Source organism: Catellatospora sp. TT07R-123 (assembly GCF_018327705.1).
In the GTDB taxonomy this organism is placed as follows: domain Bacteria; phylum Actinomycetota; class Actinomycetes; order Mycobacteriales; family Micromonosporaceae; genus Catellatospora.
Window position 1 is genome coordinate 458,824 of record NZ_BNEM01000002.1, and the last position, 25,438, is coordinate 484,261.

The 25,438-nt window shown below is 70.7% G+C and carries 26 protein-coding genes and 1 tRNA gene; 14 read left to right on the plus strand and 13 right to left on the minus strand.

The features are described from left to right. Positions 1–6: 6 nt before the first annotated feature. On the minus strand, positions 7–2,370 hold the full coding sequence (locus Cs7R123_RS22390; protein WP_212829676.1) for a family 43 glycosylhydrolase: 2,364 nt from the start codon (positions 2,368–2,370) through the stop codon (positions 7–9). Between the two features lie 234 nt (positions 2,371–2,604). Here Cs7R123_RS22390 and Cs7R123_RS22395 point away from each other — a divergent pair, with 234 nt between their 5' ends. Then, positions 2,605–4,038: an L-fucose/L-arabinose isomerase family protein gene (locus Cs7R123_RS22395; protein ID WP_212829677.1), complete on the plus strand. Its 1,434-nt coding sequence runs from the start codon at positions 2,605–2,607 to the stop codon at positions 4,036–4,038. Positions 4,039–4,093: 55 nt separating this feature from the next. Here Cs7R123_RS22395 and Cs7R123_RS22400 read toward each other — a convergent pair whose 3' ends face one another. Then, the gene (locus Cs7R123_RS22400; protein ID WP_212829678.1) at positions 4,094–5,215 is read right to left on the minus strand and encodes an NAD(P)/FAD-dependent oxidoreductase; all 1,122 of its coding nucleotides are present in this window, start codon (positions 5,213–5,215) and stop codon (positions 4,094–4,096) included. Positions 5,216–5,319: 104 nt separating this feature from the next. On the opposite strand from Cs7R123_RS22400, the gene Cs7R123_RS22405 reads away from it, so the two are divergent. Continuing rightward, on the plus strand, positions 5,320–5,523 hold the full coding sequence (locus Cs7R123_RS22405) for a hypothetical protein (RefSeq protein ID WP_212829679.1): 204 nt from the start codon (positions 5,320–5,322) through the stop codon (positions 5,521–5,523). A gap of 182 nt (positions 5,524–5,705) precedes the next feature. Here the strand turns inward: Cs7R123_RS22405 and Cs7R123_RS22410 are convergent, their stop codons facing one another. Both Cs7R123_RS22410 and Cs7R123_RS22415 read right to left on the minus strand, forming a co-directional pair. Next, a complete protein-coding gene (locus Cs7R123_RS22410; RefSeq protein WP_212829680.1) occupies positions 5,706–6,152 on the minus strand; it encodes a DUF4878 domain-containing protein in 447 nt (148 codons plus the stop codon). Between the two features lie 228 nt (positions 6,153–6,380). Beyond that, positions 6,381–10,049 carry an alpha-L-rhamnosidase gene (locus Cs7R123_RS22415; RefSeq protein WP_244872080.1) on the minus strand — a complete coding sequence of 1,223 codons (3,669 nt, stop codon included), beginning with the start codon at positions 10,047–10,049 and terminating at the stop codon, positions 6,381–6,383. A 411-nt stretch (positions 10,050–10,460) separates the two neighbouring features. Here Cs7R123_RS22415 and Cs7R123_RS22420 point away from each other — a divergent pair, with 411 nt between their 5' ends. Beyond that, positions 10,461–10,814, plus strand: a complete 354-nt coding sequence (locus tag Cs7R123_RS22420) for a hypothetical protein (RefSeq protein ID WP_212829681.1) — start codon at positions 10,461–10,463, stop codon at positions 10,812–10,814. Positions 10,815–10,998: 184 nt separating this feature from the next. On the opposite strand, the gene Cs7R123_RS22425 is transcribed toward Cs7R123_RS22420, so the two are convergent. Further along, positions 10,999–11,673 (minus strand): GNAT family N-acetyltransferase, encoded by a 675-nt coding sequence (locus tag Cs7R123_RS22425; protein ID WP_212829682.1) that lies wholly within the window; start codon positions 11,671–11,673, stop codon positions 10,999–11,001. Positions 11,674–11,862: 189 nt separating this feature from the next. On the opposite strand from Cs7R123_RS22425, the gene Cs7R123_RS40780 reads away from it, so the two are divergent. Both Cs7R123_RS40780 and Cs7R123_RS22430 read left to right on the plus strand, forming a co-directional pair. Beyond that, positions 11,863–11,985, plus strand: coding sequence for a hypothetical protein (locus tag Cs7R123_RS40780; RefSeq protein WP_280517321.1), 123 nt, complete (start codon positions 11,863–11,865; stop codon positions 11,983–11,985). Next, on the plus strand, positions 11,982–12,518 hold the full coding sequence (locus Cs7R123_RS22430; RefSeq protein ID WP_212829683.1) for a DUF6529 family protein: 537 nt from the start codon (positions 11,982–11,984) through the stop codon (positions 12,516–12,518). The genes Cs7R123_RS40780 and Cs7R123_RS22430 overlap by 4 nt, the downstream gene beginning before the upstream one ends. A 54-nt stretch (positions 12,519–12,572) precedes the next feature. Here the strand turns inward: Cs7R123_RS22430 and Cs7R123_RS22435 are convergent, their stop codons facing one another. The 4 genes from Cs7R123_RS22435 to Cs7R123_RS22450 form a co-directional block, all read right to left on the minus strand. After that, a complete protein-coding gene (locus tag Cs7R123_RS22435; protein ID WP_212829684.1) occupies positions 12,573–13,763 on the minus strand; it encodes a cytochrome P450 in 1,191 nt (396 codons plus the stop codon). 175 nt (positions 13,764–13,938) lie between these two features. Continuing rightward, the gene (locus tag Cs7R123_RS22440; protein ID WP_212829685.1) at positions 13,939–14,607 is read right to left on the minus strand and encodes a Type 1 glutamine amidotransferase-like domain-containing protein; all 669 of its coding nucleotides are present in this window, start codon (positions 14,605–14,607) and stop codon (positions 13,939–13,941) included. Positions 14,608–14,768: 161 nt separating this feature from the next. Further along, entirely contained in the window at positions 14,769–15,152 is a 384-nt protein-coding gene (locus Cs7R123_RS22445; RefSeq protein ID WP_212829686.1) for a thiol-disulfide oxidoreductase DCC family protein, read from the minus strand. Positions 15,153–15,181: 29 nt separating this feature from the next. Next, on the minus strand, positions 15,182–16,537 hold the full coding sequence (locus Cs7R123_RS22450; protein ID WP_212829687.1) for a PLP-dependent aminotransferase family protein: 1,356 nt from the start codon (positions 16,535–16,537) through the stop codon (positions 15,182–15,184). 296 nt (positions 16,538–16,833) lie between these two features. Between Cs7R123_RS22450 and Cs7R123_RS22455 the strand changes: the two genes are divergently transcribed. The 6 genes from Cs7R123_RS22455 (at position 16,834) to Cs7R123_RS22480 (ending at position 21,861) form a co-directional block, all read left to right on the plus strand. Further along, positions 16,834–17,469 (plus strand): hypothetical protein, encoded by a 636-nt coding sequence (locus Cs7R123_RS22455; RefSeq protein WP_212829688.1) that lies wholly within the window; start codon positions 16,834–16,836, stop codon positions 17,467–17,469. Positions 17,470–17,505: 36 nt separating this feature from the next. Next, a complete protein-coding gene (locus Cs7R123_RS22460; protein WP_212829689.1) occupies positions 17,506–18,171 on the plus strand; it encodes an SdpA family antimicrobial peptide system protein in 666 nt (221 codons plus the stop codon). Beyond that, positions 18,165–19,151 (plus strand): sporulation-delaying protein SdpB family protein, encoded by a 987-nt coding sequence (locus Cs7R123_RS22465; protein ID WP_212829690.1) that lies wholly within the window; start codon positions 18,165–18,167, stop codon positions 19,149–19,151. The genes Cs7R123_RS22460 and Cs7R123_RS22465 overlap by 7 nt, the downstream gene beginning before the upstream one ends. Before the next feature lie 200 nt (positions 19,152–19,351). Continuing rightward, on the plus strand, positions 19,352–20,593 hold the full coding sequence (locus Cs7R123_RS22470) for an MFS transporter (protein ID WP_244872081.1): 1,242 nt from the start codon (positions 19,352–19,354) through the stop codon (positions 20,591–20,593). Between the two features lie 132 nt (positions 20,594–20,725). After that, on the plus strand, positions 20,726–21,034 hold the full coding sequence (locus Cs7R123_RS22475) for a helix-turn-helix transcriptional regulator (protein WP_308442910.1): 309 nt from the start codon (positions 20,726–20,728) through the stop codon (positions 21,032–21,034). After that, positions 21,031–21,861, plus strand: a complete 831-nt coding sequence (locus tag Cs7R123_RS22480) for a hypothetical protein (protein ID WP_212829692.1) — start codon at positions 21,031–21,033, stop codon at positions 21,859–21,861. Before Cs7R123_RS22475 ends, Cs7R123_RS22480 begins: the two co-directional genes overlap by 4 nt. 141 nt (positions 21,862–22,002) lie before the next feature. On the opposite strand, the gene Cs7R123_RS22485 is transcribed toward Cs7R123_RS22480, so the two are convergent. The 3 genes from Cs7R123_RS22485 to Cs7R123_RS22495 form a co-directional block, all read right to left on the minus strand. Then, entirely contained in the window at positions 22,003–22,362 is a 360-nt protein-coding gene (locus Cs7R123_RS22485; RefSeq protein WP_212829693.1) for a hypothetical protein, read from the minus strand. Positions 22,363–22,413: 51 nt separating this feature from the next. Then, a complete protein-coding gene (locus tag Cs7R123_RS22490) occupies positions 22,414–22,848 on the minus strand; it encodes a hypothetical protein (protein ID WP_212829694.1) in 435 nt (144 codons plus the stop codon). Positions 22,849–22,903: 55 nt separating this feature from the next. Further along, a tRNA-Ser gene (locus tag Cs7R123_RS22495) sits at positions 22,904–22,976 on the minus strand. Positions 22,977–23,047: 71 nt separating this feature from the next. Between Cs7R123_RS22495 and Cs7R123_RS22500 the strand changes: the two genes are divergently transcribed. Further along, positions 23,048–23,353 carry an MTH1187 family thiamine-binding protein gene (locus tag Cs7R123_RS22500; protein WP_212829695.1) on the plus strand — a complete coding sequence of 102 codons (306 nt, stop codon included), beginning with the start codon at positions 23,048–23,050 and terminating at the stop codon, positions 23,351–23,353. Positions 23,354–23,453: 100 nt separating this feature from the next. Here Cs7R123_RS22500 and Cs7R123_RS22505 read toward each other — a convergent pair whose 3' ends face one another. Further along, positions 23,454–23,981, minus strand: a complete 528-nt coding sequence (locus tag Cs7R123_RS22505) for an SMI1/KNR4 family protein (RefSeq protein WP_212829696.1) — start codon at positions 23,979–23,981, stop codon at positions 23,454–23,456. Positions 23,982–24,253: 272 nt separating this feature from the next. On the opposite strand from Cs7R123_RS22505, the gene Cs7R123_RS22510 reads away from it, so the two are divergent. Together Cs7R123_RS22510 and Cs7R123_RS22515 are read left to right on the plus strand one after the other, a co-directional pair. After that, complete coding sequence (locus Cs7R123_RS22510) at positions 24,254–24,751, plus strand: PH domain-containing protein (RefSeq protein ID WP_212829697.1); 498 nt, start codon at positions 24,254–24,256, stop codon at positions 24,749–24,751. Positions 24,752–24,845: 94 nt separating this feature from the next. Next, the gene (locus Cs7R123_RS22515; protein WP_212829698.1) at positions 24,846–25,421 is read left to right on the plus strand and encodes a hypothetical protein; all 576 of its coding nucleotides are present in this window, start codon (positions 24,846–24,848) and stop codon (positions 25,419–25,421) included. Positions 25,422–25,438: the final 17 nt, after the last annotated feature.

The window sequence follows — 25,438 nt, forward strand, 5'->3', positions numbered from 1 at the left end:
CTCCGTTCAGGGCGCGAGGTAGCAGTTCTTGGCGGTCCCGTAGACGGGATCGAGGCCGAAGGCCGTGTTCGTGCAGGCTGTTCCGCCGCTGACGGACCGGTAGGTGAAGCGCCCGGCGGCGCCGTAGGCGACGGTGCGGAACCCGCTGAACGAGCAGGTCCCGTTCTCGGCCGCGCAGGCCGCGCCGTAGCCGACCGGGCCGCCCGTGGCCACGTAGCAGGCCTTGGCGCCGTCACCGGGCGGGGTGCCGCCGAAGTTGGCCGCCGTGCACTGCACCGGTGCGCCGGCCTGGCGGGTGTGGAAGCTGCCGTTGGTGCCGTACATGACGGTCGAGGGTCCGCTCACCGCGCAGGTCCCGCCCTCGGTGGCGCACTGCTGCCAGCCTCCGGCGGGCGCCGCGGTGCTCGCGAGGTAGCAGGACTTGAGCACGCCGGGCAGCGGGTCGCGGCCGAAGGCGCCGACACCGCAGGCGGTGCCGCCGCCGGCCACCGTGTACGCGAAGGAGCCGCCGGACCCGTACGCGACGGTCCGGGTGCCGGTGAACGAGCAGGTGCCGCCCTCGCCGGCGCACTGCGTGTACCCGGCCGGGCCGCCTGCCGGAGCGACGTAGCAGGATTTGAGCACCCCGACGGCGGGGTCGCCGCCGAACGCGACGATCCCGCACGGCGCGGAACCGGTGGCGGTCGTGTACCGGTAGCCGCCCGCCCCGTAGGCGACGGTGCGGGTCCCGGTGAACGTACACGTGCCGCCCTCACCGGCGCAGTACGTGTACCCGGCGGGCAGCCCTTCGGGCACGTACGCCCCGGCGGTGTTCACGTCGGTGGTGAACTTGAGGTCGCGGGCCGGTTCGGCGGTGAAGCCGCCGCCGCTGTTGGTGCTGTAGCTCTCCGACCCGCCCGGGTACGGGTTCGCGTCGTTGTACTCGAAGCCGTAGCACCCCTGCGTGGTGGCGGTGTGCAGGCGCGCGGTGTAGCTGTGCCCGGCGGTGACCGCGACGTTGGGGTGCACGGCCAGCGCGGCGGGTGCCCAGCCGACGGTGGCCGGGGCCAGCGACGACGATTGCAGCAGCGCGCCGGTGGCGGTGTCGACGATGTCGACGGTCAGCGGCTGGGTCGGCTGGTTGCGCTGGAACGTGGTGACCGAGACGCTGGCCAGCAGGCCCGTGCGCGACGGGGTGAAGCTCTGCTGGCGCCACACGTTGCCGGCGATGTCGCAGTAGTGCCGGAACCCGTCGAAACCGCTGTGCTGGTCGCGGTCCGGCGAGGCGGTGTAGGCGCCGGTCGGCGAGCCCGGCAGGGTCACGCTCGCGGTGTTGGCGCAGGTGAAGTTCTGCAGCGTGCCCACGCCGTCGAAGGTCAGCGGGCCGAGGTAGAAGTTGGCCAGCGACTGGTTGGGGTTGCTGCCCGCGGGCAGGTTGGCGACCCAGCGGTCGGAGACGAAGTGGTAGTCGGTGCCGCCGGTCCGGGTGATCGGCAGGACGGCCAGGGGCTGGCCGCCGCAGTTGTCGGCGTTGACGATGCGGGACCGGTTGCGCGGCTGCGGCCGGTTGTTGTTGATGTCGAACCCGTTGGGGTCGTACCAGACGCCGGACCAGGGTCCGAGCATCGAGGTGGCGGTGACCTCGCCGGTGGACCCGGCGCAGTAGGCGCAGGTGGGGTCGGACATGAGGACGTGGTAGACGCCGTTGCGCTTGAACGCGGCGAAGCCTTCGACGTTGCCGAGTCCGAGCCGGACGTACTGGCCGGTGGTGTTGAGGTAGTCGGGTGTCAGCTTCTCCACGACCATGTCGGCGGTCAGACCGGCGCTGACGATCGTGGTGTTGTGGATGACGTATGCGCTGCCGTCGCTGTCGGCGAACAGGGCCTCGTCGACGGCGCCGCCGACGGCCAGGCTCGGGTTGGCCTGGCGGGTGAACAGCCCGGCCGGGGTCGGGCTGGTGAAGACGCCGTAGCTGTTGCCGATGCCCATGTCCGCCCACATGACGTAGGTGGCGGTGGACTGGTTGTAGATCACGTGCGGGCGGAAGCAGTACTGGCACTGGCCGGGCGCGACGATGTAGCCGCGATCGTTCCAGTGGACCAGGTCCGCCGAGCTGTAGGCCTTGAAGCCGCAGAACCCGCCGCTGTTGGGCCCGGCGTTGTAGGTGTAGCCGCAGCTGTAGCTGGTGCCGTAGAGGTAGTAGAGGTCGCCCACCTGGAGCAGGGACCCGTCGTGTGCGTCGAGGGCGTTGCCGTCGGTGTCGAATCGGCTGATCTGGTTGCCCGCGCTGTCACCGTTGATCACGGTGACGGCGACGTCGGCGTGTGCCGGGGCGGGTACGAGCCAGATCATGGCCATGACCGTGCAGGCCAGTGCCAGTAGTCGCCGCATGGGGATACTCCTTCGATGTGGTGGGACAGCCACGAAGAGCGCATGCAGATATTGAAACGTTTCAGGAGCGAATGTTTTCAGCCTAAGGTCAAAAACGTGAACGGGTCAAGGCCACGGGCACACGCCCGCAACGTTCAGGCTCCAAATCCGAGGGATCTTCTTGACAGCCCGATCGAGTCGACCTACCGTCGTGGCTCAAACTTGAAACATTTCAACGCTGCGTCAGGAGCCAGCATGCTGACCGAGCCGCATCCCGGCATCGCCCGGATCGCTCCCCGCAAGACCCGCGTCGGCCTGGTGTCGGGCGGCCTCGGCGCGTACTGGCCCCAGTTCCCGAACCTGCTGCCGCAGTTGCAGGAGTCCGCCCGCCGCGTGGCGCAGCGGCTGTCGCAGCTGGACTGCGAGGTGATCGACGCCGGGTTCATCTCGGACCCGCGGGAGGGCGCCGCGGCCGCCGAGACCCTGCGCCGGGCCGACTGCGACCTCGTGATCGGCTTCCTCACCACGTACATGACCGCCAACATGCTGGTGCCCGTCGCCCAGCGCACCGGCGCCCCGGTGCTGCTGCTCAACCTCCAGCCCACCGAGGCGATGGACCACGCCACCTTCGACACCGGCGCGTGGCTGGCCTACTGCGGCGCCTGTCCCCTGCCGGAGATGACCAACGCCTTCCGCCGCTGCGGCATCGACGTGCGCTCGGTCTCCGGCTACCTCGAATCCGACGCCGCCTGGCTGCGCATCGGACGGTGGGTCAAGGCCGCGGGCGTGCGGGCGGCGTTCCGGCACGGGCGGCACGGGCTGCTCGGCCACCTCTACCCCGGCATGATGGACGTGTCGACCGACCCCACCCTGGTCTCGGCACAGCTCGGCGGGCACGTCGAGATCCTGGAGATCGACGACCTGCGGGTACGCACCGAGAAGGTCACCGAGGCCGAGACCCTGGCCCGGATGGACCTGGCCCGCGACGTCTTCCAGCTCGACGTCACCGTCGCCGACGACGACTTCCGCTGGGCCGCCACCGTCTCGGTGGCGCTGGACCGCCTGGTCGAGGACTTCGACCTGGATTCCCTGGCCTACTACCACCGCGGCCTCGACGGGGAGACCCACGAGCGGGTCGGCGCCGGGATGATCCTCGGCGCCTCCCTGCTGACCGCGCGCGGCATCCCCGCCTGCGGCGAGTTCGAGCTGCGCACGTCGCTGGCGATGCTGCTGATGGACCGCCTCGGCGCGGGCGGCTCGTTCACCGAGTTGCAGGCGCTCAACTTCACCGACAACGTGGTGGAGATGGGCCACGACGGCCCCGCGCACCTGGCGATCAGCTCCGGCAAGCCGATGCTGCGCGGGCTGGGCGTCTTCCACGGCAAGCGCGGCTGGGGCGTGTCGGTCGAGTTCGACGTCAGCCACGGCCCGGTGACGCTGTGCGGGCTGGCGCAGGACCGGACCGGCCGGTTCTCGCTGGTCGCCTCGGAGGGACGGGCGGTGCCCGGCCCGCTGCTGGCGATCGGCAACACGTCGTCGCGCATCGACTTCGGCCGCGACCCCGGCGAGTGGACCGACGACTGGTCGGCCAGCGGCATCGCCCACCACTGGGCGCTGGGCACCGGCCACCGCGTCGCCGAGCTGCGCGCGGTCGCCGAACTGCTCGACCTGCCCATCACCGTCGTCTGAGCGGGTGCCGGAGAAGGGCCGGCCGCTGTGGGGCCGGCCCTCTCGTGCTCGGCGGTCAGGACGGGTTGACTCTGTCCCAGTGGGCGATCGCTTCGGCGGGGTCCGGGCTCACCAGGCGTTCCAGGCCAGCGGTCGTGATCTTCGCCCACCTGCCGGCCCGCGCCCACATCTGCTCCTCGAAGGCGCGGACGGCGTCGTCCAGCTCGCCGGAGCCGAGCATGGCGACGGTCTCGGCGAGTTCGGCGCCTTCCAGCATCGCGAGGTTCGCGCCCGCCCCCAGCGGCGGCATCAGATGGGCGGCGTCGCCCAGCAGCGTCACGCCGGGGACGTGGGTCCAGGTGTGGGACACGGGCAGGACGTAGACAGGGCGGTGGACGAAGGCGGTCCCGTGGCGGAGTAGGTCGAGGACGGGCGTGGCCCAGCCGTCGAACAGGGCCAGCAGGTTCGATCGCACGGCTTCGTCGTCGGCCAGGTCCAGGTTCCGGTGCCATTCCAGGGGTGCGCGGAACCGGGCGTTGACCTTGATGTGACCGCCGCTGTTGCGCTGGGCGACGACGGCTCGGTTCACGCCGTACACGGCCATGGAACCGTCGCCGATCAGCCGGGCGAGGTCGGGGTGGCGGGTGTCGACGTCGTCGAGGGAGGTCTCGACCGAGGTGACGCCGGTGTACTGCGGCGTCGCCGGAGACACCGCGGGGCGGGTCCGGGACCAGGCGCCGTCCGCGCCGACGACGAAGTCGAACGTCTCCTGCCGCCCGTCCGCGAAATGGACCAGTACGCCGTCGCGGGTGCCCGGCACCACCTGTGCCACGCCCCGGCCCCACTGGACGTCGAGCGGGCCGGTCAGCAGGTCACGCAGCTGCCTGCGGTCTATCTCGGGATTGGCCAGTTCGTCCGGTCGGGGTCGCCAGTCGCGCAGGACGGTCCCGTCCGGGTCCAGGATGCGCATGGCCTGCCCTTCGGGGCGGGACAGCGCCTGGAACCCGTCCCGCAGCCCCGCCTTGTCCAGCGCGAGCTGGCCCAGCCCTTCGTGCAGGTCCAGCGTGCCGCCCGGGGGGCGGGCGTCGGGGGCGGCATCGCGTTCGAGGACGGTGACGGGATGGCCGTGGCGGTGCAGCACCCGGGCGAAGGTCAGGCCGCCGGGGCCGCCCCCGACCACCGCAATGCGATGTCTCATACCGATACAGTGCCACGGGCCGCTTCCGCTCACCGTGAGCGTGACCCCGGCGAACTGCTGCAAGCGGCCGAGCGGCCGTTGACTACGGGCGGTATAACAGCGGGATGCATGCGCTGTTCAGCAGGACCCCGATCTGGCTGCTCTCTCTGGCCGTGGTCATCTACGCTCTGCCGCCGGTGGCCATCTTCCTTACCCAGGGCCGGGTCTCGGCTGCTTTTCTCGTGGTCCTGGGCATGGTGTTCTCAGCTGGGCTCGGATCGCGGATCGCACTGCGCGGCGCAGGTGCTCCCCGGAACGAGTCGCCGTAGCCGATCTGACGGCCGACGGTGCTGCTCCCGTCACCGTGGTCTGACCGCCCAGGCCCCGCCATCGGCATGTTTCGCACGCGGCCCGGTGGCATGCCGATCCGGCATGCCACCGGCCGTTCAACTGGCCCGCAGGGCCGGTGGGTATGGCTGTTGCGCCGGCCCCAGTGTCCGGCAGTGCCGCCTCAGCCGCACACCCGCCACTGCCCGTCCTCCTTGAGCAACGGGAAGCTCTGCGTCATGACGGCTCCCGTCTCAGCCTGAGTGATGCGCATGGTGATGACCGCGCTGGTGGTGGTGTTCATCGTCTTGACACTGGTGCCGATCACCTCGTACTTGCTGATCTTCAGCTGCGCCGCCTGGATCCGGGTGTACTCCGCCTCCGAGGTCTCGGTCCGGACCTTGTCGCACAGCCGCCCGTACGCGCCGTGGTAATCCCCCGCCGTGACGTCCTGGATGTAGCCGACCGCAGCGTCGCGGGCCGGGGCGGTCGCCTCCTCGACGCCGCGGAACAGCAGCGCCCCGCCCGCGATGACGCCGCCGCAGCAGAGCGCCAGGACGATGGCGACGACGACGAGGATGCGTTTGACATTGCTCTTCGCCGGGGGCGGCGGTGGCGGTACGAAAGTCATGGCGCCAATATGAACGATCAACGCAAGGCCTCACGGCTGGTGCGCGGAACAACGTCGGTCCGGTGCTCGCCTCAGCCGATTTCGACGCCACGGTGACGTCGCTGCACGACCTGCTCAACTCGGCGAGAGCCGCCGCCGATCATTCGCCGTAACCGACTCGACGCCTGACGATGAAAGTGAAGGTCCGATGACCGGTAAGCGGCCATCGGACCTTCGGGGTGAGGCTGGTCAGGCGGGTGCGGTGAAGGTGTAGCTGCCCGAGGGCAGGTAGTAGGACGCCGCGCCGGAGCCGTACCCGAAGGGCACCGCCTGCGCCGGGGCGCTCACCACGGCTGCCGAGGTCGCCGGGACCTTGACCAGCGCCGTCACCCCGGCGGGCACTGTGACCCGGAGGGTGAACGTCCCGCCGCTGCTGGTCCAGTCGCTGACCGCCTGGCCGTACGGCGTCTCGTACGCCGACTTCGCCGAGCTGAGCCCGCCGCCGGGACGCGGAGCCACCAGCAGCGACTGGTATCCCGGGCTCGCCGGGCCGAGCCCGCCGACCTGCCGGTAGAGGAAGTCGCCGGCCGACCCGAGCCCGTAGTGGTTGAACGAGTTCATCCCGACGTCCTGGAAGCTGCCGTCGGTGCGGATGCCGTCCCAGCGCTCCCAGATCGTGGTCGCGCCCCGGCTGAGCATGTAGCCCCAGCCGGGATACGAGGTCTGGAGCAGGATCTGGTACGCGATGTCGGCCCGGCCGTTGTCGGCCAGCACCGGCAGCAGGTTCTCCACGCCGAGGAAGCCGACGGTCAGGTGCCCGCCGGACGCGGCCACCTTCGCCACCAGCTTGTTCACGGCCGGAGCGACCAGGTTCGACGGGAGCAGCCCGAAGGCCAGCGCGAGCACGTACCCGGTCTGGGTGTTGCCCGACACGGTGCCGTCGCCGGCGACGAACCGGCTGGTGAACGCCGCGGCGACCTGATCGGCCAGGGTGCCGTAGCTCGACGCCTCCGCCGTGTGCCCGGTCGCGGCCGCCATCTGCGACACCATCCGCGCCGAGTGGGCGAAGAACGCCGTCGAGATGACGTTGCGGGCGGTGTCGTCGTTGACGTTGAGCCAGTCGCCGTAGCCGCCCTGGTCCCGGATCAGGTCCGCGGCGGCCGTGCTGCGCAGGTAGTCCACCCAGCGCGTCATGGCCGTGAAGTGGTCGTCGATGACCTTCGTGTCACCGAAGCGCTGCCACATGGTGTAGGGCACGATCACTCCGGCGTCGCCCCAACCGGCGGTCCCGGCACCGCAGCACACGTACGGCGCGGTGTCGGTGAACGCGCCGTTGGACTGCTGCGCGTCGGTCAGATCGTCGGCGAACTTGTCCAGGAACCCGGTCACGTCCACGTTGAACGTCGAGGTGGCCGCGAAGCTGGCGATGTCACCGGTCCAGCCGAGGCGCTCGTCCCGGTTGGGGCAGTCGGTGGGGATGGACAGCATGTTGGACCGCTGCCCCCATACGATCGCGCTCTGCATCTGGTTGATCAGGCTGCTGGAGGTCGTCAGCGTGCCCAGGGCCACGCCGGACGTCCACGCGGCCTGGCCGGTGATCGCCTGCGCGGTCGGCGTGCCGGGGAATCCGGTCACCTCGACATACCGGTACCCGTGCACGGTGAACCGGGGCTCGAAGATCTCCTCGCCGCCCGTGCCGGCCAGGGTGAACCGGTCCGTGGCCAGGCCCGGGACCCGCAGGTTCGCGGTGTAGAGCGTGCCGTCGGCGTTGAGGACCTCACCGTGGCGCAGCGTCACGGTGGTCCCGGCCGGGCCGGTCACCCGCAGCCGGTCCCACCCGGCGTAGTTCTGGCCGAGGTCGAAGATCCACACTCCGGGCTGCGGCTGGGTCACCGAGACCGGGGTGAGCTGGCGCTGCACGGTCACGCCGGGGTCCACCTGGGACACCAGCGCGGGCAGGGTGCCCGAGCGTACGGCCACCGCCGTCCAGGCCGCGTCGTCGTATCCGGCCGCGTCCCAGCCGGAGATCACCTTGCGGGCGTCGTACTGCTCGCCCATGTACAGGTCGTCGGCGGTGATCGGGCTCTGCGCGTACTTCCAGCTGCCGTCGGTGGTCACGGTGGTGCTGGTGCCGTCGGTGAAGGTCAGCAGCAGCTTCGCCGAATACCACGGCTGGGTGCCGTAGCGCTGCGATCCGGCCATGCCGATGCTGCCGGAGTACCAGCCGTCGCCGAGCCAGGCGCCGAGCGCGTTCGTGCCCTGCACGATCTGCCCGGTCACGTCGTACACCTTGTACTGGAGGCGCTTGTTGTAGTCGGTCCAGCCCGGCGCGAGCACGTCGGTGCCGACCTTCGCCCCGTTGAGGCGGGTCTCGTGCAGGCCCAGGGCGGTGGTGAGCAGCCGGGCCGACGCCACGGGCTTGCCGACCGTGAACGACTTGCGCAGCAGGGGCGCGCCGCGGCGTACCACGACGTTGGCGCCCCACGGCCCGGTGCCGTACGCGGTCAGCGCGCGGGCGGCCACCCAGCCGCTGTCGTTGAACCCGGCCTGCTGCCAGCCCGACGGGTTGGTCTGGGACGCCTTCCACGACACGTCGGTGTTGATCGTCGAGACGCCCGGGATGGTCAGCTGGGCGATGACGGCGGTCGGCGACTGCGTGGTGTTCTGGCTGGAGATCGCGATGGCGTTCGTGCCCGTGGTCAGGCGGCCGGCCAGGTCGATCACCGCCGCCTGCTTCCACGAGTCGGTGACCCGCGCCGAGGTGCTGACCTGCACCCCGTTGACCCACACGTCGGCGGTGTCGTCGCCGGTCACCACGAGCGTGCCGCCGGAGGGGACCGAGGACAGGCTGAACGTCCGGCGGAAGTAGCGGGTCATGGGCGGCAGCCCCGCGATCGGGTCGCCCTCGGGGTACCAGATCCAGGTCGAGCCGTTCAGCCCCACCGCGGAACCGGGCTGCCCGACGAACGCGGCCTGCCATTCCGAAGCCGAGTTGAGCAGGCCGGTCTCGAACGTCTGGGTGCCGCTCCACGGGCCGACGCGGCCCTGGGCGTCCCACACGCGCACCCGCCAGAAGTAGCCGCGCATCGAGGCCAGCGCCGGTCCGCCGTACTGGACGTCGACGGACTTCACGCTGGCCACCCGGCCGCTGTCCCAGACGTCGCCGGTGTTCGCCCCGGCCAGCGCGGCGGTGCTCGCGACGATGACCTGGTAGGCACCCTGGCGCTGCTGGATTGTCGACGCGCCGAGCTTCCAGCCCAGGCGGGGTTTGGCCGCGTCCACGCCGAGGGGGTTGGCGCGGCGCTCCACGGTCGCACCGGCCACGCTCAGCGGCGAACCGGCCGCGGTGTCCGGACCGAGCACGTTGGAGTTCCACGGGCCCATGCCGTAGGCGCCCAGGTCAGCGGCGGCGGGCCAGCCGCTGTCGCTGAAACCCGGCTGCTCCCAGCCGGCGGCCGGGCTCTGCGAGGCCTTCCACGACCCGTCGGTCGTGAAGTCCACCGTGGTGGAGCCGGTGACGTGCACCCGGCCGATCATTCCGGCCGGTCCGGCCGCGGTGTTGCGGGCCACCACCGCGAGGGTGTTGGCGGCGCCGGGACGCAGCGCGGCCTGCAGGTCGATGTAGAGCGCCTGCTTCCACGAGTCGGTCATGCGGGGTGACCCGGCCAGCGGGATCCCGTTGAGCCACGCGTCGACCGTGTCGTCGCCGGTGATGACCAGCTGGGCGTCGCTGATGCCGCCCGACGGTGCCGTGAAGACCTTCCGGAAGTAGCGGTCGGCGGCGGGCGCGCTGCTCGCGGGGGATCCTTCGGGATACCAGATCCAGTGGGCGCCCGAGACGCTCACGGGGGTTGCGGCTTGGGCGGGGACGGTCCAGGCGACGACGGCGGTGGAGATCGCGACGAAGGCGGCCGTCACGGCCGCACACCATCGCCAGTGCCGTTTCATCATCAGATGCGGCATACCTACTCCTGAGGGCGACAGGACCCGGATACGGCATGCGCGAGGCTTGGGACGGCCAGATGGCATATCCGGGCATTGAAACGTTTCACTGGGTTGCCAGTGCAGCAACCGTAGATGCCGCCCCCATGGGAGTCAATACCTTCGATCTGCCGACATTTCGCAGCGCCGATGGCACCGGCAGGCGCGCGAAACCGGTGGACCGGAGCCGCCGCGGGCCGCTAACGTGCCGCTCAGCCATCTCATCGAGCTGAGGACCGTCCGTTGTACCTCCTTTGAGACCCACCGAGCGCTGAACCTGTCGCGCGTCGCGCCTGTGCGCCGCGTGCCTTCCTGCTGTGGACTTCTCATTGGAATGGGTGTATCTCCATGCTCGAAAACCGGGCAGCCGTGCCTGCCTGCCTGCCACCGGTCCTTCGCCGTCGCCACCTCTGCGCGTCCGAGCGCGTGCGGGAAGACGGCACCTTCCGCGTCGACGTCGACGCCGGGCTCCTCGACGCCTGGCTCCTCACGCTCTGCACCCGCCGCGACGACCCGGCGAAGCCCACCGTCCTGGAGCGGATGACGGTACGGCTCCGCACGACCCGGGGCGCCGGACCGGCCGCCCGACGCCTCCGGCCGGACAGCCGCGCGGCTTGCGGATCGGGTCGGGCGACGCCCCACGCGCATCGCCTCGGACTGCGCGGCCTGACGCGGCGACACCGGCGGATCGGCCCGCTGTGACCGGCAGGTGATCGGCATCCGCTTGGTGGTGGCGCCCACGTCTCCGTCCAAGGTGGCCTGAATACCGCGGTTCCCGGTGATCACAATCTGATCACCGGGAACCGCGCCGTGCATGCGGCGACGCTGTCCGGCATGCCCTGGTCCGGTGACACCCGGGCGCAGGCGAGCGGGCGGCCGCGTTCGCTCAGTCCTGAGGTCGGACCATGCCGGGCGCGGTGGCGATCAGTACGTGGGCCGCCGCGGTCCAGCCCAGTGCGGTGTAGAGCCGCTGGCCGTCCTCGCTGGCGATGAGCAGGCCCGATCCGATCCCCTGCCGCAGCGCGCCGTCGGCGAGTGCGCTCATCACGGCGTTGGCGAGGCCGCGCCGCCGATGGTCGGGCCAGGTGAGGATGCGGTCGATGACGGCGCCGTCCCGGGTCAGGCCGACCGCTCCGCGAGCGGCGACCTCCGCGGCCGGATCGCGGACCTCGACGTAGAGCCCCGAGGCGGAAGGTTCGAGATGCAGCCGGTACGGCGCGGGCACGTCGTGGTGCGCCTGGGCGCGCAGGTCTGCCGTCATCAGCTGCTCGTTGCGTTTGAGCAGCGTGAGCCCGTGGTCCTGGAGCAGCGATGCGGTCTGCTCGGGGCGGGTGGTGGGCACGGTCAGCCACGTCGTCTGGGCGGTGTCGGCGACCCGGGCGGCGAGTCTGGCGACCGAGGCGGGGTCGTGGTCGGCGTGCCGGGCGAAGATCTCGATGTCGCGTCCCGGCTGGTGGCACAGGACCCGCCATCCGTCCCCGAGGTCCTCGGGTGCGGGCAGGGACCGGGCGGCCACCCAGCCGTGCACCCATCTGGTCGTCAGGTCGCTCAGTTCCTCCATCCGTCCAGTAGATCTTGAGAAGGTGCCGGGCGCCTCCGGGGCATCGACAACTGTGCGCCAGGTCACGCCGCGCGGTGATCGCGGGCTGTCAGCGGAGCAGGTCCAGGTCCGGTCCGAACAGCCTTCGGCCAGGTTGTCCGGCTGATAGTTTCGGTCTGCGGGCGTTCCGCTGGATCGGGGTCGTCGCCAATGAAGATCAAGTCACCGGTCATCACACTGGCCGTCGGCGCATTGATCGCGCTCATCATCTCCATTCTGAGCGTCATGGTGCACCACGCGGGTGACAACTACGGGCTGGTGGTGACGCGGTGAGCCAGGCGCCGGCCCGGAACAGCGCGCGACTGCTGCTCCCCCTGCTCATCGGCGCCCTGGTCTCCGTCGCACTCGGCGTCTACGGCGCCAACCACCGGGGCGCGAGCGTCGTCTTCCGGGTGAGCGGCTTCGAGCACCTCATCGTCGTCAAGAGCTGGCTCGCCACCGTCGTCACGGTCTTCGCACTGGTCCAGCTGGTGTCGGCGCTCGCCATGTACGGCAGGATCCGTGCGATCACACCCGCGCCCTGGATCAGCACCGTCCACCGCTGGTCCGGCCGGATCGCGTTCTTCGCCGCCGTGCCGATCGGAGTCTTCTGCCTGTACGGGATCGGGTTCCAGCACTACGACACCCGCGTGCTGCTGCACTCGCTGCTCGGCTGCCTGTTCTTCGGCGTGTTCACCGTCAAGATGCTCGTCCTGACCAGGCCGGGGCTGGCCGGCTGGGTCCTTCCGGCAGTGGGCGGGACCGTGTTCACCGTCCTGGTGGCGACGATCCTCACGTCAGCGGCCTGGTACTTCTCCACCCGTTGAGCCGCCCGGCGGCCGGACACGCAGCGTGCCCGATGCCCCCGAGCGGCAGCAGCCTCACGTCAGCCGGACCGGCAGGTGGACGGGGCCGTGCATGATCAGGCCCGGCCGCCACCGCAGCTCCTCCAGCGGCACGGCGGCATGGAGCGCGGGGAAGCGGCGCAGCAGCGCACCGACGGCCACCTGCGCCTCCAGCCGGGCGACCGGCGCACCCAGGCAGAAGTGGATGCCGTGGCCGAACGCGACGTGGCCGTCAGCGTCAGGACGGTGCGGATCGAACTCGCCCGCGGCCGCGAACGACCCGCCGTCGCGGTTGGCCGACATCAACGAGAGCACCACGATCTCCCCCGCCGGGATCGTCACGTCTCCGAAGGTCACCGGCTCGACCGCCAGCCGCAGGGTCGCGTTCTTCACCGGGCTCTCATACCGCAGGGTCTCCTCGATCACCGCCGGCAGCAGCGACTCGTCGGCCCGCAGCGCCGCCGCCAGCTCCGGCCGCTGCAACAGCACGTAGATCGCGTTGCCGATCAGGTTCACCGTGGTCTCGTGCCCGGCGAGCAGCAGCACGAACACCAGCGAGCTGAGCTCGTCGGCGCTCAGCCGGTCACCGGCGTCGCTGGCCTCGATCAGGCTGCTCAGCAGCGCGTCGTCCGGTTCGGCCCGCTTGCGCTCCAGCAGCTGCGCGACATACCCCGCGGCCGCCCTCGCCGCCGCGTTCGTCTCCTCGGGCGGGACCGCGGCGCCCGCGACCATCGTGTTGGTCCAGCCGCGGAAGGTGTCGCGGTCCACGTCGGGCAGTCCGATCAGTTCGCAGATCACCTGGAACGGCAGCGGGAACGCGAAGTCGTCGATGAGGTCGGCCTCGTCCCTGCCGTCCAGGCGGTCGAGCAGGTCGCGGGTGAGCTGCTCGACGCGGGGACGCAGCCCTTCGATCCGCCGCGCGGTGAACGACCTCGACACCAGCCGCCGCAGCCGGGTGTGCTCCGGCGGGTCGGCGTTGAGCATGTGGGTGCTCGTCGCGGCCTGGACCTCGGGCGGCAGCGGCAGGCTGCCGGTGAGCCGCACCTCCTTCAGGGCCGCCTTCGACAGGCGCGGATCGTTGAGCGCGCGCTTCACGTCCGCGTACCGGGTGACCAGCCAGCCGGTCTTGGTGGGGCCGAGCGGGATCCGGTGGGCCGGAGCGGCGGCGCGCAGCTGGCCGAGCATCTCATGTGGATCGCCGGTGAGGCCGTCGGCCGTCGCTGTCATTCGGCGAGTCTGGCACAACCGCACGCAGGCCATAAGTGTCCACAAAGGCAGGCCGAGAAGCGGGCCGGGGGATCTGCCGGCGTCATCCGCGCTGCCTGCGGCCGCACCCGTCCCCGGCCGCTGACCGCGGCCCCGCGGGGTCGCATGCGGCGGCCGGGACGGGCGGCGGGACACCTCAGGAGTTGAACAGTCGCCACTGCCCCTCGGAGACGACTTCGACGTCTGCGCCGGTCACCTTGATGGCGGTCTGGTTGTCGATCGCGTACGCCCGCATCGGCATCGCGGCGGCCCACTTCTCGGCGTTGGCCATGGAGTTGGAGGTCATCCCGGGATAGTCCAGGTGCGGGAAGATCGCGAAATCGACCATGCCGAGCGTCTGGTCGCCGCCGTCGGGCGGGCTCCAGCGGACGAAGTCCTCGCCGATGCGGGGGGTCATCACCATGCTGCCCGCGCTGAGCCCCACGTAGACGGTGTCGCTGAGCGTGGGCAGCAGGCCGGCCAGGCCGGACTCGCGCATCCAGTAGGCCAGGAACATGGGATCACCGCCCTCGACCAGCAGGGCGTCGGCCTCCTCGACCAGCGGGACCCAGCGCTGCTCGCCGATGCTCGGCAGCGCGGTGAGCTCCAGCAGGCCGAGCGACTTCCAGCCCAGCTGGGCCATGGGCGCCCTGTCCTCCTGCCCGCTGACCACCCGGTATGCCTGGACGGCACCGCCCTGCTGGGCGTGCAGCGCGGTAGGGACGATCAGCGCGGTGGACTCTTCGATCGGCTTGCCCAGCAGGTCGACGAGCGCGTCGCGGATGCTCCTGTTCTGGATGCCCGAGTCGGTAAGGAGAAGCTTCATCACGTCCCTTTCCTGGTGATCTCATCAAGGTGACCGGAGGCTATCTCCCACTCCCGACAATCCACCGCCGCCGCCCGGATACGAGCCGTGTCGCCAGAGGTCCGGCTCACCACCCCTAGGCATCCTAGGAACCTAGCTGCGGAGACAACGGCGACTCGCCGTCATCTGCTGCCGGGCGGGCCTGCGGACACGGCGCATGCCGCGGTGCCGCCCGGCAGCCGGTGACGGTTGCGGGCGATCCACCGGTAGACCACCGCCGCCGGATATCGCAGCGGAACCGTCCCGAGCAGGCGTCCCACCAGGCGGTATCTCCATTCGGGCTGATACCGGAACAGTTGGGCGAACGCTTGCACGCCGGAGACCGAACCGCCGTCCGGGAAGATCCACTGAACGGCCGTGTCCGCGTCCGCGCGTGTCAGGCCCAGGGCCGACAGGTCCAGCACCTGCCACGGACGCGCGTCGGGCCAGGCCGACAGGATCGACCGCAGCCAGAGCACACTGCGGGTGCAGAAGCCGCAGTCCCCGTCGTACACCAGCAGCGGCATCGCGGGTTCCGGCATGGGTTCCGCCCCCTTCATGCCGACACCCGAGCAGGCGTCGGCATGGCCGGCGTCAGCAGCCGGGCGAGTGTCGAGAGTCCACGGCGCAGCGCGGGCTCGGTGAGATGGCCGTACCCGAGGACCAGTGCCGAACGCACGGGCGCGGCCGAGAAGTGGTACGGGTTCAAGGTCGACACCCGTACACCCTGGTCGCGTAGTGCTGCCGCGATCCGCCCGGCATCCATCCCGGGCAGCGGCAGCAGCGCGGTCCCCGCCGCACCGGCGATGAGCGGACGTAACGGCGCGGCCGCGGCAGCCTGTGCGACCATCACCCTGCGCCGCTGCTCGTCGATCAGACTGAGCCGGTGCATCAGCCGTTCGACCGTGCCGTCGGACAGCAGGCGCGCCATCGCGAGCTGGGAGACGTACGGCGGCGCAACGGCCTGGTCCCGGATCCGTCGGCCCACCGCCGCGGCCAGCCGGCTGGGCACGATCGCGTAGCCGATCTGCAGCGCCGGCGTGAGCACCTCGCAGAAGTCACCGACCAGCACCGACCGCGCAGGTCCGGTGAGCGACAGCAGCTTGGGCAGCTGGCCGGCGGCCGGCGACGGATGCCGGTCGCCGGCGATCTCGATCAGCGTCCCGCCGGTCCGGTCGGCCCACTGGGCCGCCTGTGCCCGGCGGTCGGCCGACAGGACCCCGCCGAAGGGCAGGTGCGCGCCGGGGCTGAGCACCATCGCCCGGCAGCTGCCGGGCACCTGGTCCAGGCAGGCGCCCCGGTCGTCGACCGTCATCGCCACCGGCCGGCCGCTGCCGTCCGCGGCCGCCCGCCACAGGGTCGGCGGGGCCGGTTCCTCGACCGCCGCCCGGGGACCGCACGCGTCCAGCGCCTCCAGTACGGCGCGCAGCGCATGCGCCCGGCAGGCGGCGACCACGACCTCGCGCCCGGTCAGGGACACTCCGTGGTTGCGTTGGACGTGCTCAGCGATCGCATGCCGCAGCTCGGGCAGGCCGAGTTGCGGCATGGCGGTCGTCGGCGGCGTCCGGAAGCTGGCCGACCGCCACGCCCTGCGCCAGGCGGCCAGCGGAAACGCTTCACCGGCGGCCTGCCCGGGCCGCAGGTCGACCTCGGCAGCGCGGGGTTCGCGCGGGAGCCGGGAGGCGGCACCGGCACCGGTGGCAGCCGCCACGTATGTGCCCGACCCGCGCAGGCTGTGCAGGTAGCCGCGCTGGGCCAGCAGGTCGTACGCCTCGGCGGTCACTCCCCGGGAGACGCCCAACGCCGCCGCCAGCGTCCGGGTCGACGGCATCCGCACCCCGTGCGGGAACAGGCCGTCGTCCACCGCGGCGCCGACCTGCTCGGCGATCTGTTCCCGCAGTGGTCGGGTCACATTGCGGTCGAGCGTCACGGCGACCGTCAAAGGCTGTCGATAAGGCACGGCACAGATCTACGCAGGCTCGCCTGTGGTGCGGTCGTGCTCCGGTTGTGCTCAGGTTGTGGCCCAGGTCGACGGCCGTCGGAGGTGCGGACAGGGCCACTGCGGCGGCGAAGGCGGCGTCCAGTGGCCCTGTCCGCGGCGCTCGGACTTCCACACGCTTGCTGTCGACCGGCCCGACGGGGGCCGGTCGGCAGAAGAAGGGTGGGAGTGGAGTGGGAATACTCGGCTCGCTACGCAGGCATTGGAAGGTGGGGGCGGCCGGACTGGCCGTGGCCGCGCTGGTGGGCTTCGTCCAGCCGGGGACGGGCAATGCCGGTGACCGGTCGGGGGTGCCGGTGTTCAAGCCGGCGGACCTGGCGGTCGCGGTGCTGTTCAACGACGGGCCCGCGGCCGGGTACCTGTCGTCGCTGAACCGTCCCCGGCCCGAGCGCACCGATGTGCTGCTCAAGAGCGAGGCGGCGGTGGCGGAGGCGGTCGCGGGCTGGCGTGCGGGGAGCTCCTTCGCCGAGCAGATCCAGAGCGGCGACCCGGTCAAGGTCCAGGACGCGCTGCGTCAGCTCGCCGTCCTCGCCAAGGACGTGCTGGAGAAGCTGTACGGCAAGGACCTGATCCTCCAGGCCGTGGACAGGGTCATCGACGGCATCAGCAAGCAGCACCTGATCACGGCGATCACGCTCGACAGCGAGCTGTCCCTGTACAACGGCGACATCCTGTGGATCGACAACGACGTCGCGCTGTACGTGGAGGTCGCCGCAGCCGCCTTCGCCGTCGTCTTCGCGGCCATCGTCTGGCCCGCCGAACCGGGTGCGGCGAAGGTGCTGGACCTGGTCCAGGAGGTGATGATCCGCAACATCGCGGTGAACCTCCAGGCCAAGGCCTACTGACGTACCGACGGTTCAGCGAAGGGAGGAAGTCCGAAGATGAGTGACCGCAGCGCGGTGCTGCAGCACCGCACCACCAGAGACGCCGGTGCCGAGGGCGACGGCGCGGGGGCCGAGCACGACGGCCGGGACGACGGACTGGGTTCCGCTCCGCCGCCCGCGTCCGAGCACGAGGACCTTCGGCTCGGCCGCCGGGTCGCGACGGTCGCGGTGCTGGCGATGATCCTGGCCGGGTACGTGCTGCACGCCGCGCTGCCGGCCACGGCGTTCAAGCTTCCGTTCTACGACAAGCAGGTGATCCGGTCGCTGATGCCGGAGGGCTGGGCGTTCTTCACCAAGAGCCCGAAGGACCCGGAGGCGACCGTGTACGGACTGGGTCCCGGCGGTGCCTGGCACTCGTTGAACGCGGGTCCGCAGGCCAACGTGGAGAACCTGATGGGGCTGGACCGGCTGGCCCGGTCCCAGGGCACCGAGATGGCGCTCGTGCTCCGGCAGGTGCCCAGCGACGACTGGTCGGCCTGCCGCCGCACGCCCATCGAGTGCCTGTCCGAGCTGTCCCCGCAACATACCGTGATCAACTTCTCGACGCACCGCACCATCTGCGGTGACGTCGGGGTGGCCATCCAGGAGGTGCTGCCATGGGCGTGGCACGATCTGCCGACCGTCATGCCGTCGAAGGTCGTACGGGTGAGGGTGACGTGCTGACCCGGGCGCTGAGCTCGCTGGGGCGGTGGGCACGCGCTCGGATGGCGGCGGCACCGTGGGGCTCGGGTCTGGGTCTGGGCCGTACCGTCCTGGCCCTGGGCACCCTCGGCACCCTGCTGGCCACCTCCCCCGAGGTGCTGATGTCCCCACTGTCCACGGGGGTGGTCCCGCCGACGTGCCTGGGCCTGACCCAGGCCGGCGTGTGGTGCCTGGTGCCGGCCTGGCACGGTGAGGCGGCCCGGTGGCTGAGCGTCGTGGTGCTGCTGGTGACCGCGGCGGGCTGGCGTCCGCGCATCACCGGACTCGCGCACTGGTACGTGTCGTGGAGCCTGATCGCCAACGTCACCATCCAGGACGGCGGTGACCAGATCACCACGGTGCTCACGCTGCTGCTGATCCCGCTGACGCTGACCGATCCGCGCCGCTGGCACTGGCAGGCCCCGCCGGCCGGGCGCACCGGCGCGGGACGCGTCGCCGCGTACGTCGCCCTGCTGCTCATCCAGGTCCAGGTGGCGGTGCTGTACTTCCAGGCCTCCGTCGCCAAGATGGGCGTGGCCGAGTGGTCCGACGGCACGGCGATGTTCTACTGGCTGCGTCACCCGACCTTCGGCGCACCCGACTGGCTGCGCCCGCTCACCGATGTCATCACCGACTCACCGGTCGGGGTGTCGCTGCTCACCTGGTCCTCGATAGCACTCGAATTCGCCCTGGCCGTGGCGATCCTGCTGCGTCCACCGGCCAAGCGGCTGCTGCTGTGGGCCGGGCTGCTCTTCCACGACCTGATCGCGCTCACCATGGGACTGATCAGCTTCGACCTGGCGATGAGCGGCGCGCTGCTGCTCTACCTGCTGCCGATCGGGCATCAGGTGCGGGTGCCGGAGCGGCTGCGCCGCCTGGTGCCCGGGGAGCTGCCGTCCTGGGCCCGCCGCCCCGCTTCGCCACCCGCCACGGTGACCGCGCGGGACCTGGCCACCTCCTGAACTCCAGGCGGTCGCGCCGTCGCCCGTCCACCCGACATGGTCATACCGGGGGGGCGGGCGATGGCGCGGCCGCCGTCGGTAATTCGGGTGAGGACCGCGGCTGTTCCTGGTCAGATTGGCCCGTGTTTCCACTCCGAGCATCCCTGCGCCGACTGATCCCACCGACGCCGCTGTCGCGGCGGCTCGCGACCCAGTCCCTGTTGTTCGCGACCGCGGAGGGCACGTTCCTCACCGGCTCGGCGGTCTTCTTCACCCAGGTGGTCGGCCTGCGGGCGGCGCAGGTCGGGCTCGGGCTCACCGCCGCCGGCGTCGTGTCGTTCCTGTTGGCCTACCCCGCGGGCAAGCTGACCGACCGGATCGGACCGAAGCGGATGTGGGCGGTCGGCGCGTTCGTGGCGGCCATGATGTTCGGCGCCTGGCCGTTCATCACCAGTTTCGGCGGCTACCTCGCGATGGTCGTCTGCTTCGAGATCGTCGAGAACGCCGCCGGGGCCGGCCGCAACGCCTACGTCCTGGACGTGATGCCCGAACAGGAACGGGTGGCGACGCAGGCCTACATGTACTCCGCGCTCAACGTCGGCTTCACCCTCGGCGCGCTCATCGGCGGTGTCGCACTGGCCGTCGACGACCTGGCCCTGATCCGGTGGATGCCCCTGTTCACCCTGGCCATCGGGATACTCAACGCGGTGTTCATCGCCCGGCTGCCGCGGGCGCCGCACGACCTCGCGCGGTCGGCGTCCGGACGGCGGACCTCGGCGGTGAAGCCGGCCCGCCGAGGGCCGCTGCGCAACGTCGGCTGGATGCTGAGCAGCTTCTTCAGCGGCACGATGTGGACCAACCAGGTCCTGCTGAACGTCGTGATCCCGCTGTGGCTGGTGCAGGCCACCGACGCGCCGCACTGGCTGCTGGCATGGCTGTTCGGCACCAACACGGTGCTGTGCATCTTCCTGCCCGCCTACACCTCACGCGGAGTCGAGACGACCTCGGACGCGCTTCGCTCGGTACGCATCGCCGGCCTCTTCTTCGTCGCCGCCTGTCTGATCACCATGGCCACGCACAGCACGGCCGGACTGGTGACGATGCTCCTCGTGTGGCTGGGCCACGTGGCCGTGACCGGTGCGGAGCTGTACTTCTCGGGCGCCAACTGGGCGTTTCAGGCCAAGCTCATGGACCCCGCCAGACGCGGCGAGTACGGCGGCGTCGCCGAGGTGTTCAGCACCCTGGGCGGCCGCTGGGCACCGGCCCTGTACACGTTCCTGGCCATGTCGTGGCACCCCGCCGGCCTACCCGGCGCGGGCTGGCTGGTGATCGCGGGCATCTCGCTGTTGGCCGTCGCGGGGTTCCACCCGTCGGTACGCCTGGCCGAACGGTTCCTCACCCGCGAGTCGATCGCCGACGCACCGGCAGGCGACCAGGTCGAGGTCGCCGCATCGGCGTCGTGAACCCCACGCCCGACAATCCGCCGCCGCCGCCCGGCCCGCCGTTCGTCGCATCGGGAAATCTGAACCCCGCGCTATCTCCACCGCACTACCCTATGTAGAGTCTCTACTATGATCGCCGAGATTCGCTTGACTGTGCCTGTCGCACGAGTCCTCGCGGCCCTCGCCGCCGACCCGGGCGGCGACCACTACGGAATGGAGCTGATGCAATCGTCCGAACTGCCCAGCGGAACGCTGTATCCGATCCTGGCCAGGCTCACCGAGGCTGGCTGGCTGGAGAAGCGGTGGGAGCAGGTCGACCCGTCCGCGGTGGGCCGCCCCGCCCGCGCGTACTACCGGCTCACCCCGGCGGCGCTGCCGGTCGCCCGCCAGCGGCTCGCCGAACTGCACGAGCAGACCAGGACCGTGCCGACCCACACCGTAGCGAAGGAGGCCACCGCATGATCAGGCGCCTGTGCCACGCGTTCCTCACCAGCGCGGCCCGGCGCTGGCCGACCGAGATGCGGGCCGAGATGCTCGCCGAGTGGCGCGCAGAGCTGCACGCCATGCCGGGGACAGCGCGTCGGCTGCGATACGCGGCGAGCCTCGCCACCTCACGGCCGCACCGCGAGCCGGCGATCGTGGTCCGGCCGGGGCGCAACCTCGCGCACATGCTGCTGTCGCTCGCGGTGCTCGCGGGCGTGCCGGTGCTGTACCCCTGGTTCGCCTTCAGGTTGCTGACCTCTTTCGACACGGGCACCATCGCCCGGCAGGCGTGGGTGGGCGCGGCCGGCATCGTGGCCGCCGCCGTGGTGGGGATCGTCTGCGCAGGTGTCACCACGGGGGTGACGCAGCTGATCCGCCCGGTGCTCGTACCCCTGTGGGCCGTCGGCGTCCCCTACATGACCACGGTCGGCATCCTCCTGGTGGAGAGGCTCCCGTTCAGGTCGACCCTCATCGACCTGACCTGCTGGGCGCTGAGCGCCGGTGCGCTGGGCATGCTGGCGGTCCTGGTCGCCAGGGGCGGGCGGCCAGTGCTCTCCTGGAACATCGTCGTGGTCGCCGTGGCGGTCTCGTTCTGGTTCAGGCACATGCACAGCACCCTGAGCCACTTCGACACCATGGGGATGGAGTACTTCTTCGGCGGCAGGACCGTGCCGGCCTTCGCCTTCCTCGTCGGTATCAGCCCGCTGCTCCACGTCACGATCTTCCTGCTCGTGTACGCGCACCAGCTGGCGCGGCGCCACCGGGCCGTCCCAGCGCAGGTGACCGTGCCGCCCGTGCCCGCGTAGCCCGCACAGATCCGTCCGGCCGCACGCGCCGGGCCGCTCAGCCCGGCGACTTCTGCGGCCACATGCCACGCAGGAGCCGCCGGGCTGCGACGACCTGGCACCCAGCCGATGTCGGCCGCCACTGGCAGGTGGTCGCCGCCGTCAGCCGGTGGCGATCCACAGGGCCAGCAGCCCGAGCCAGGAGGCCAGCCCGGCCGCCCACCCGGCCCACAGCCCTCTGCGCCAACCGGCTCCGCGGCCCAGGGACAGCAACACGACCGTAGTGAGCAGCAGCGTCTGGGTCCCGGCGAGCAGGCACACGGCGGTGAAGACCACGCCGAATCTGCCGCCGGACTCGAGGTCCGTGCCGGGCGGCACCGTAGGCAGGACGGCCGGCACTACGCCGATGCTGACGGCATGGCCCAGCAGGCCGAGCGCGCAGCCGATCACCTGGCCCGCACCGCCCGGCTTCGGCACGGCGGAGGTCCCGGACACCGGATTCAGATCACGGGGCGACGGCATCGGCTGACCGTACCGGGCGGAGGCTGCGCTCGCCGCCCCTGGACGGCATGGTCAGTAGCCCCGGTCGGTGCACACTTTCCACGCCGAGTGCTCCTGCACCATGGGCAGGGAGATCCGCTCGACGCCGCCGTCGGAGTAGCGCAGTTCGATCTCGACGCTGTACGAGATCGGGCCTTCGGTGTCGCGGTTGACCCGCCCCTTGATCACGCGGTATCCGACGACGTGGGGTTCCATGTTGCGGTCGCCCCGCCACTCCTCGCGCGTGGCCCATGACCGGCGGCTCTGGCACATCAGGTCGTAGCCCTTGCCGTGGTCCCCGGCGATCAGCGCGTCGAAATACGCGGCGGCCGGTCCCGGCAGCTCTTTCACCGTCTGCGCGTCGGAGACGTACGCATAGACGAAGTACGTCGGCACGCCCAGGCAGACCGCGAGCACCATGAGCACGGCCGGCCAGGGAGTTCTCGCTCTGCGCGCCTCCTGCGTCACGTCGGCAGCGTAGGCGGGCGGGGCAAACTTCCGGCCACCTGTCGGTGAACGGGGGCGGGACCGGCCGGATTTCCACCGGCGTCCTTCGCATGAGCAATGCGACGCGACGAGTTCTGCGCTACGGCCCCGCCGCCCGCAGTGTAGTAGACGATCATCGGGGTCCGCGGCCCTGGCGAACCTGCGGTGGTAGCGTCGCGGCATGTCGGTTCTGGTCGCGTTCAGTGTCTCGCCCGTCGGTGCCGGGGAGGACGTCGGCGCGCTCGTCGCCGAGGCGGTCCGGGTCGTGCGGGCCTCCGGCCTGCCCAACCGCACCGACGCGATGTTCACCACCGTCGAGGGCGAGTCCTGGGACGAGGTCATGGCCGTGATCAAGGCCGCGACCGAGGCCGTCAAGGCGAAGTCGCCGCGCGTGGGCCTGGTGCTCAAGCTGGACTGGCGCGACGGGGTGAGCGGCGCCCTGGAGTCGAAGGTCGCCACCGTCGAGCGCCACCTCGCCGCAGGCTGAGGTCCCTGCCTTCGCGCCGAGGTCACGAGCCTGTTCGCAACGCTGGACGCGGCAAGACCACCGACGAGATCCTCGCCGGTCGCGCGTACCGCAGACTCTTTTAGAGCGGTTCCCCGTCGTCGTCGAATGGGCCGTTGCAGGTTTCCTCGACGAGCTCCTCCAGGGCGGCCAGCATCGTCTCGGCCTCGGCGAGGACCTCCTCGATCGAGCGCGGCTCACCGGGGGCGAGCGCGATGAGCTCGGGAATCGGCTCGGGCACGCGATTCAGGCCGTCGACCGCTTCCAAGGGACCGACGCCGTCGGCCAACAGCCACAGGAAGTCACCGAGGCTCTTGGCGATCACGGCCAGCTGGCCCTCGGAGCCGAGGAACACCACCGGCTGGGTCTCGATCGCAGCGTCCGGGTCGCGCAGCCAGACGGCCGCCAGGCCGCCCGAGCCGTCCTTGCCGAAGACACGGAAAGGCGGCGTGCCGGCGTCTTCGTTGCCGGTCCAGGCCGTCCACCATTCCGCGGTCTCCTCCAACGAATCGAACTCGTCAGAAGGCTCGAAGTCATGGCCCTCGTGGTCGGTGGCGAAGGGCGCCTTGAGCGCAACGGCCAGCATGGCCGGCAAGTCCCGATGAAGCACAGCCAGCAGCTTAGAGCCTGCCCAGCCGATCGTGCGGCCGACCGGTGAGCGGCAGTACGCGACTTCGATCGACGTCGGCCGCGGACCGGGAACGGGTGATTTCAGCCTGACGATCGCGGATGTCTCGGGTCGTCAACGTCCGGCCGACCGGAACCTCACCCGCAACCATGCTGAGCCGTCGATCCGCCGCGAGCTGCGCCGGCGTGGAGACTTGCGCTCGTCACGACAATGCAGGCATGTTTCGTTGGCGTCGCCCTCATCCCGTCACCGGTATGCAGATCTTCAACTTCTTCCTTCAGGTGGTCGTGGTCCTCGCGTTCGTCGGGCTCACGTGGCTGACCATCATCAAGGGTTTCACGACGGTCGCGACCTGGGCGGGCGCCTATGTGTTCCTGAGCCTCGGGTTCTTCATCCTCAGGCACGAGTACCTGGTGGGCATCCAGGTCGGGCCGCGCGGGGTCAGAGTGCGGTCGGACATGGGCAACCGCATCGTGGGTTGGGAGGAGATCAGGTCCGTCTATCGCAAACGGTCACGCCACACGGAGACTTCGAACCCGGCGATCTGGCTGGAGCTCGTCGACGGCGAGCGGCTGGAACTGCCTGTGCAGGGCACCGACGTGCTGCCGTTGCTGGGACGCGTGTCATACGGGGTGGGCTCTCGGAGATATCAGAATCCGAGCATCTCGCTGCCGACGGCGGACTTCGCCATCGCGCTGGAGACGCTTCAGGAACTGGTACAGCAGAGCCGCACCGGTTCGGCCGACCAGTGAGCGCCCGGGGCGAAGGCCGCCGCTGCCATCGTGGTGAGCTATGCCATCCGCTGCCGGTCGGGCACGTCGGACCGATCGGTGGGAGGATATGCCCGTGCTGGACGACCTGATCGGTTACTGGGATCCGGCTGCCGCCGTGGCGTCCTCGGCACAGCTGCCTTTCGACAATCCAGGCGGCACGTTCCATCATCTCGGCGCGCCCGAGACCTACCTGCGGGGACGGTGGGACGAACGCAACCGGCTCAACGTGCCGGGCCCGTTCTACTGCGGGGATACCGACACCTGCTGGACCGGCCGGATCTACGCACCCCGCCACGTCTTGTACGACGATGACGGCCAGGAGTTCGTCTACCGGCAGCCCGTCGATCATGCGCAGCTGCACGCCGTTCTCAGCGCCGCAGTCGCCGAGGTCTGCAGCGGCTACGCTGCCGACGGAGACGACCACTGGACACCGAGCAGCGTGCGTGAATGGTGGTGTGACCGCCGCTTCGTGCTCGACTGGATCAATCAAGCCAGCAGGAATGCCGACGAACCAGACCTGCTGGCAGGCCTGACCGACTATGCCCGGCACATCGCCACGGATCTCGAAACCTACCTGCGGTGCTACAGCTTCTGGCTCGACAACCGACGGCCGCCACAACCCGACGACCGGCTGCCGGCCATCCGGTAACCGTGAACGGTGACCGC

What these genes read in the sequence shown, in the direction of transcription:
- Cs7R123_RS22390 (WP_212829676.1), bottom strand. Translation starts at nt 2,370, where the DNA reads ATGCGGCGACTACTGGCACTGGCCTGCACGGTCATGGCCATGATCTGG.
- Cs7R123_RS22395 (WP_212829677.1), top strand. Translation starts at nt 2,605, where the DNA reads ATGCTGACCGAGCCGCATCCCGGCATCGCCCGGATCGCTCCCCGCAAG.
- Cs7R123_RS22400 (WP_212829678.1), bottom strand. Translation starts at nt 5,215, where the DNA reads ATGAGACATCGCATTGCGGTGGTCGGGGGCGGCCCCGGCGGCCTGACC.
- Cs7R123_RS22405 (WP_212829679.1), top strand. Translation starts at nt 5,320, where the DNA reads ATGCATGCGCTGTTCAGCAGGACCCCGATCTGGCTGCTCTCTCTGGCC.
- Cs7R123_RS22410 (WP_212829680.1), bottom strand. Translation starts at nt 6,152, where the DNA reads ATGACTTTCGTACCGCCACCGCCGCCCCCGGCGAAGAGCAATGTCAAA.
- Cs7R123_RS22420 (WP_212829681.1), top strand. Translation starts at nt 10,461, where the DNA reads ATGCTCGAAAACCGGGCAGCCGTGCCTGCCTGCCTGCCACCGGTCCTT.
- Cs7R123_RS22425 (WP_212829682.1), bottom strand. Translation starts at nt 11,673, where the DNA reads ATGGAGGAACTGAGCGACCTGACGACCAGATGGGTGCACGGCTGGGTG.
- Cs7R123_RS40780 (WP_280517321.1), top strand. Translation starts at nt 11,863, where the DNA reads ATGAAGATCAAGTCACCGGTCATCACACTGGCCGTCGGCGCATTGATC.
- Cs7R123_RS22435 (WP_212829684.1), bottom strand. Translation starts at nt 13,763, where the DNA reads ATGACAGCGACGGCCGACGGCCTCACCGGCGATCCACATGAGATGCTC.
- Cs7R123_RS22440 (WP_212829685.1), bottom strand. Translation starts at nt 14,607, where the DNA reads ATGAAGCTTCTCCTTACCGACTCGGGCATCCAGAACAGGAGCATCCGC.
- Cs7R123_RS22445 (WP_212829686.1), bottom strand. Translation starts at nt 15,152, where the DNA reads ATGCCGCTGCTGGTGTACGACGGGGACTGCGGCTTCTGCACCCGCAGT.
- Cs7R123_RS22460 (WP_212829689.1), top strand. Translation starts at nt 17,506, where the DNA reads ATGAGTGACCGCAGCGCGGTGCTGCAGCACCGCACCACCAGAGACGCC.
- Cs7R123_RS22480 (WP_212829692.1), top strand. Translation starts at nt 21,031, where the DNA reads ATGATCAGGCGCCTGTGCCACGCGTTCCTCACCAGCGCGGCCCGGCGC.
- Cs7R123_RS22485 (WP_212829693.1), bottom strand. Translation starts at nt 22,362, where the DNA reads ATGCCGTCGCCCCGTGATCTGAATCCGGTGTCCGGGACCTCCGCCGTG.
- Cs7R123_RS22500 (WP_212829695.1), top strand. Translation starts at nt 23,048, where the DNA reads ATGTCGGTTCTGGTCGCGTTCAGTGTCTCGCCCGTCGGTGCCGGGGAG.
- Cs7R123_RS22510 (WP_212829697.1), top strand. Translation starts at nt 24,254, where the DNA reads ATGCAGATCTTCAACTTCTTCCTTCAGGTGGTCGTGGTCCTCGCGTTC.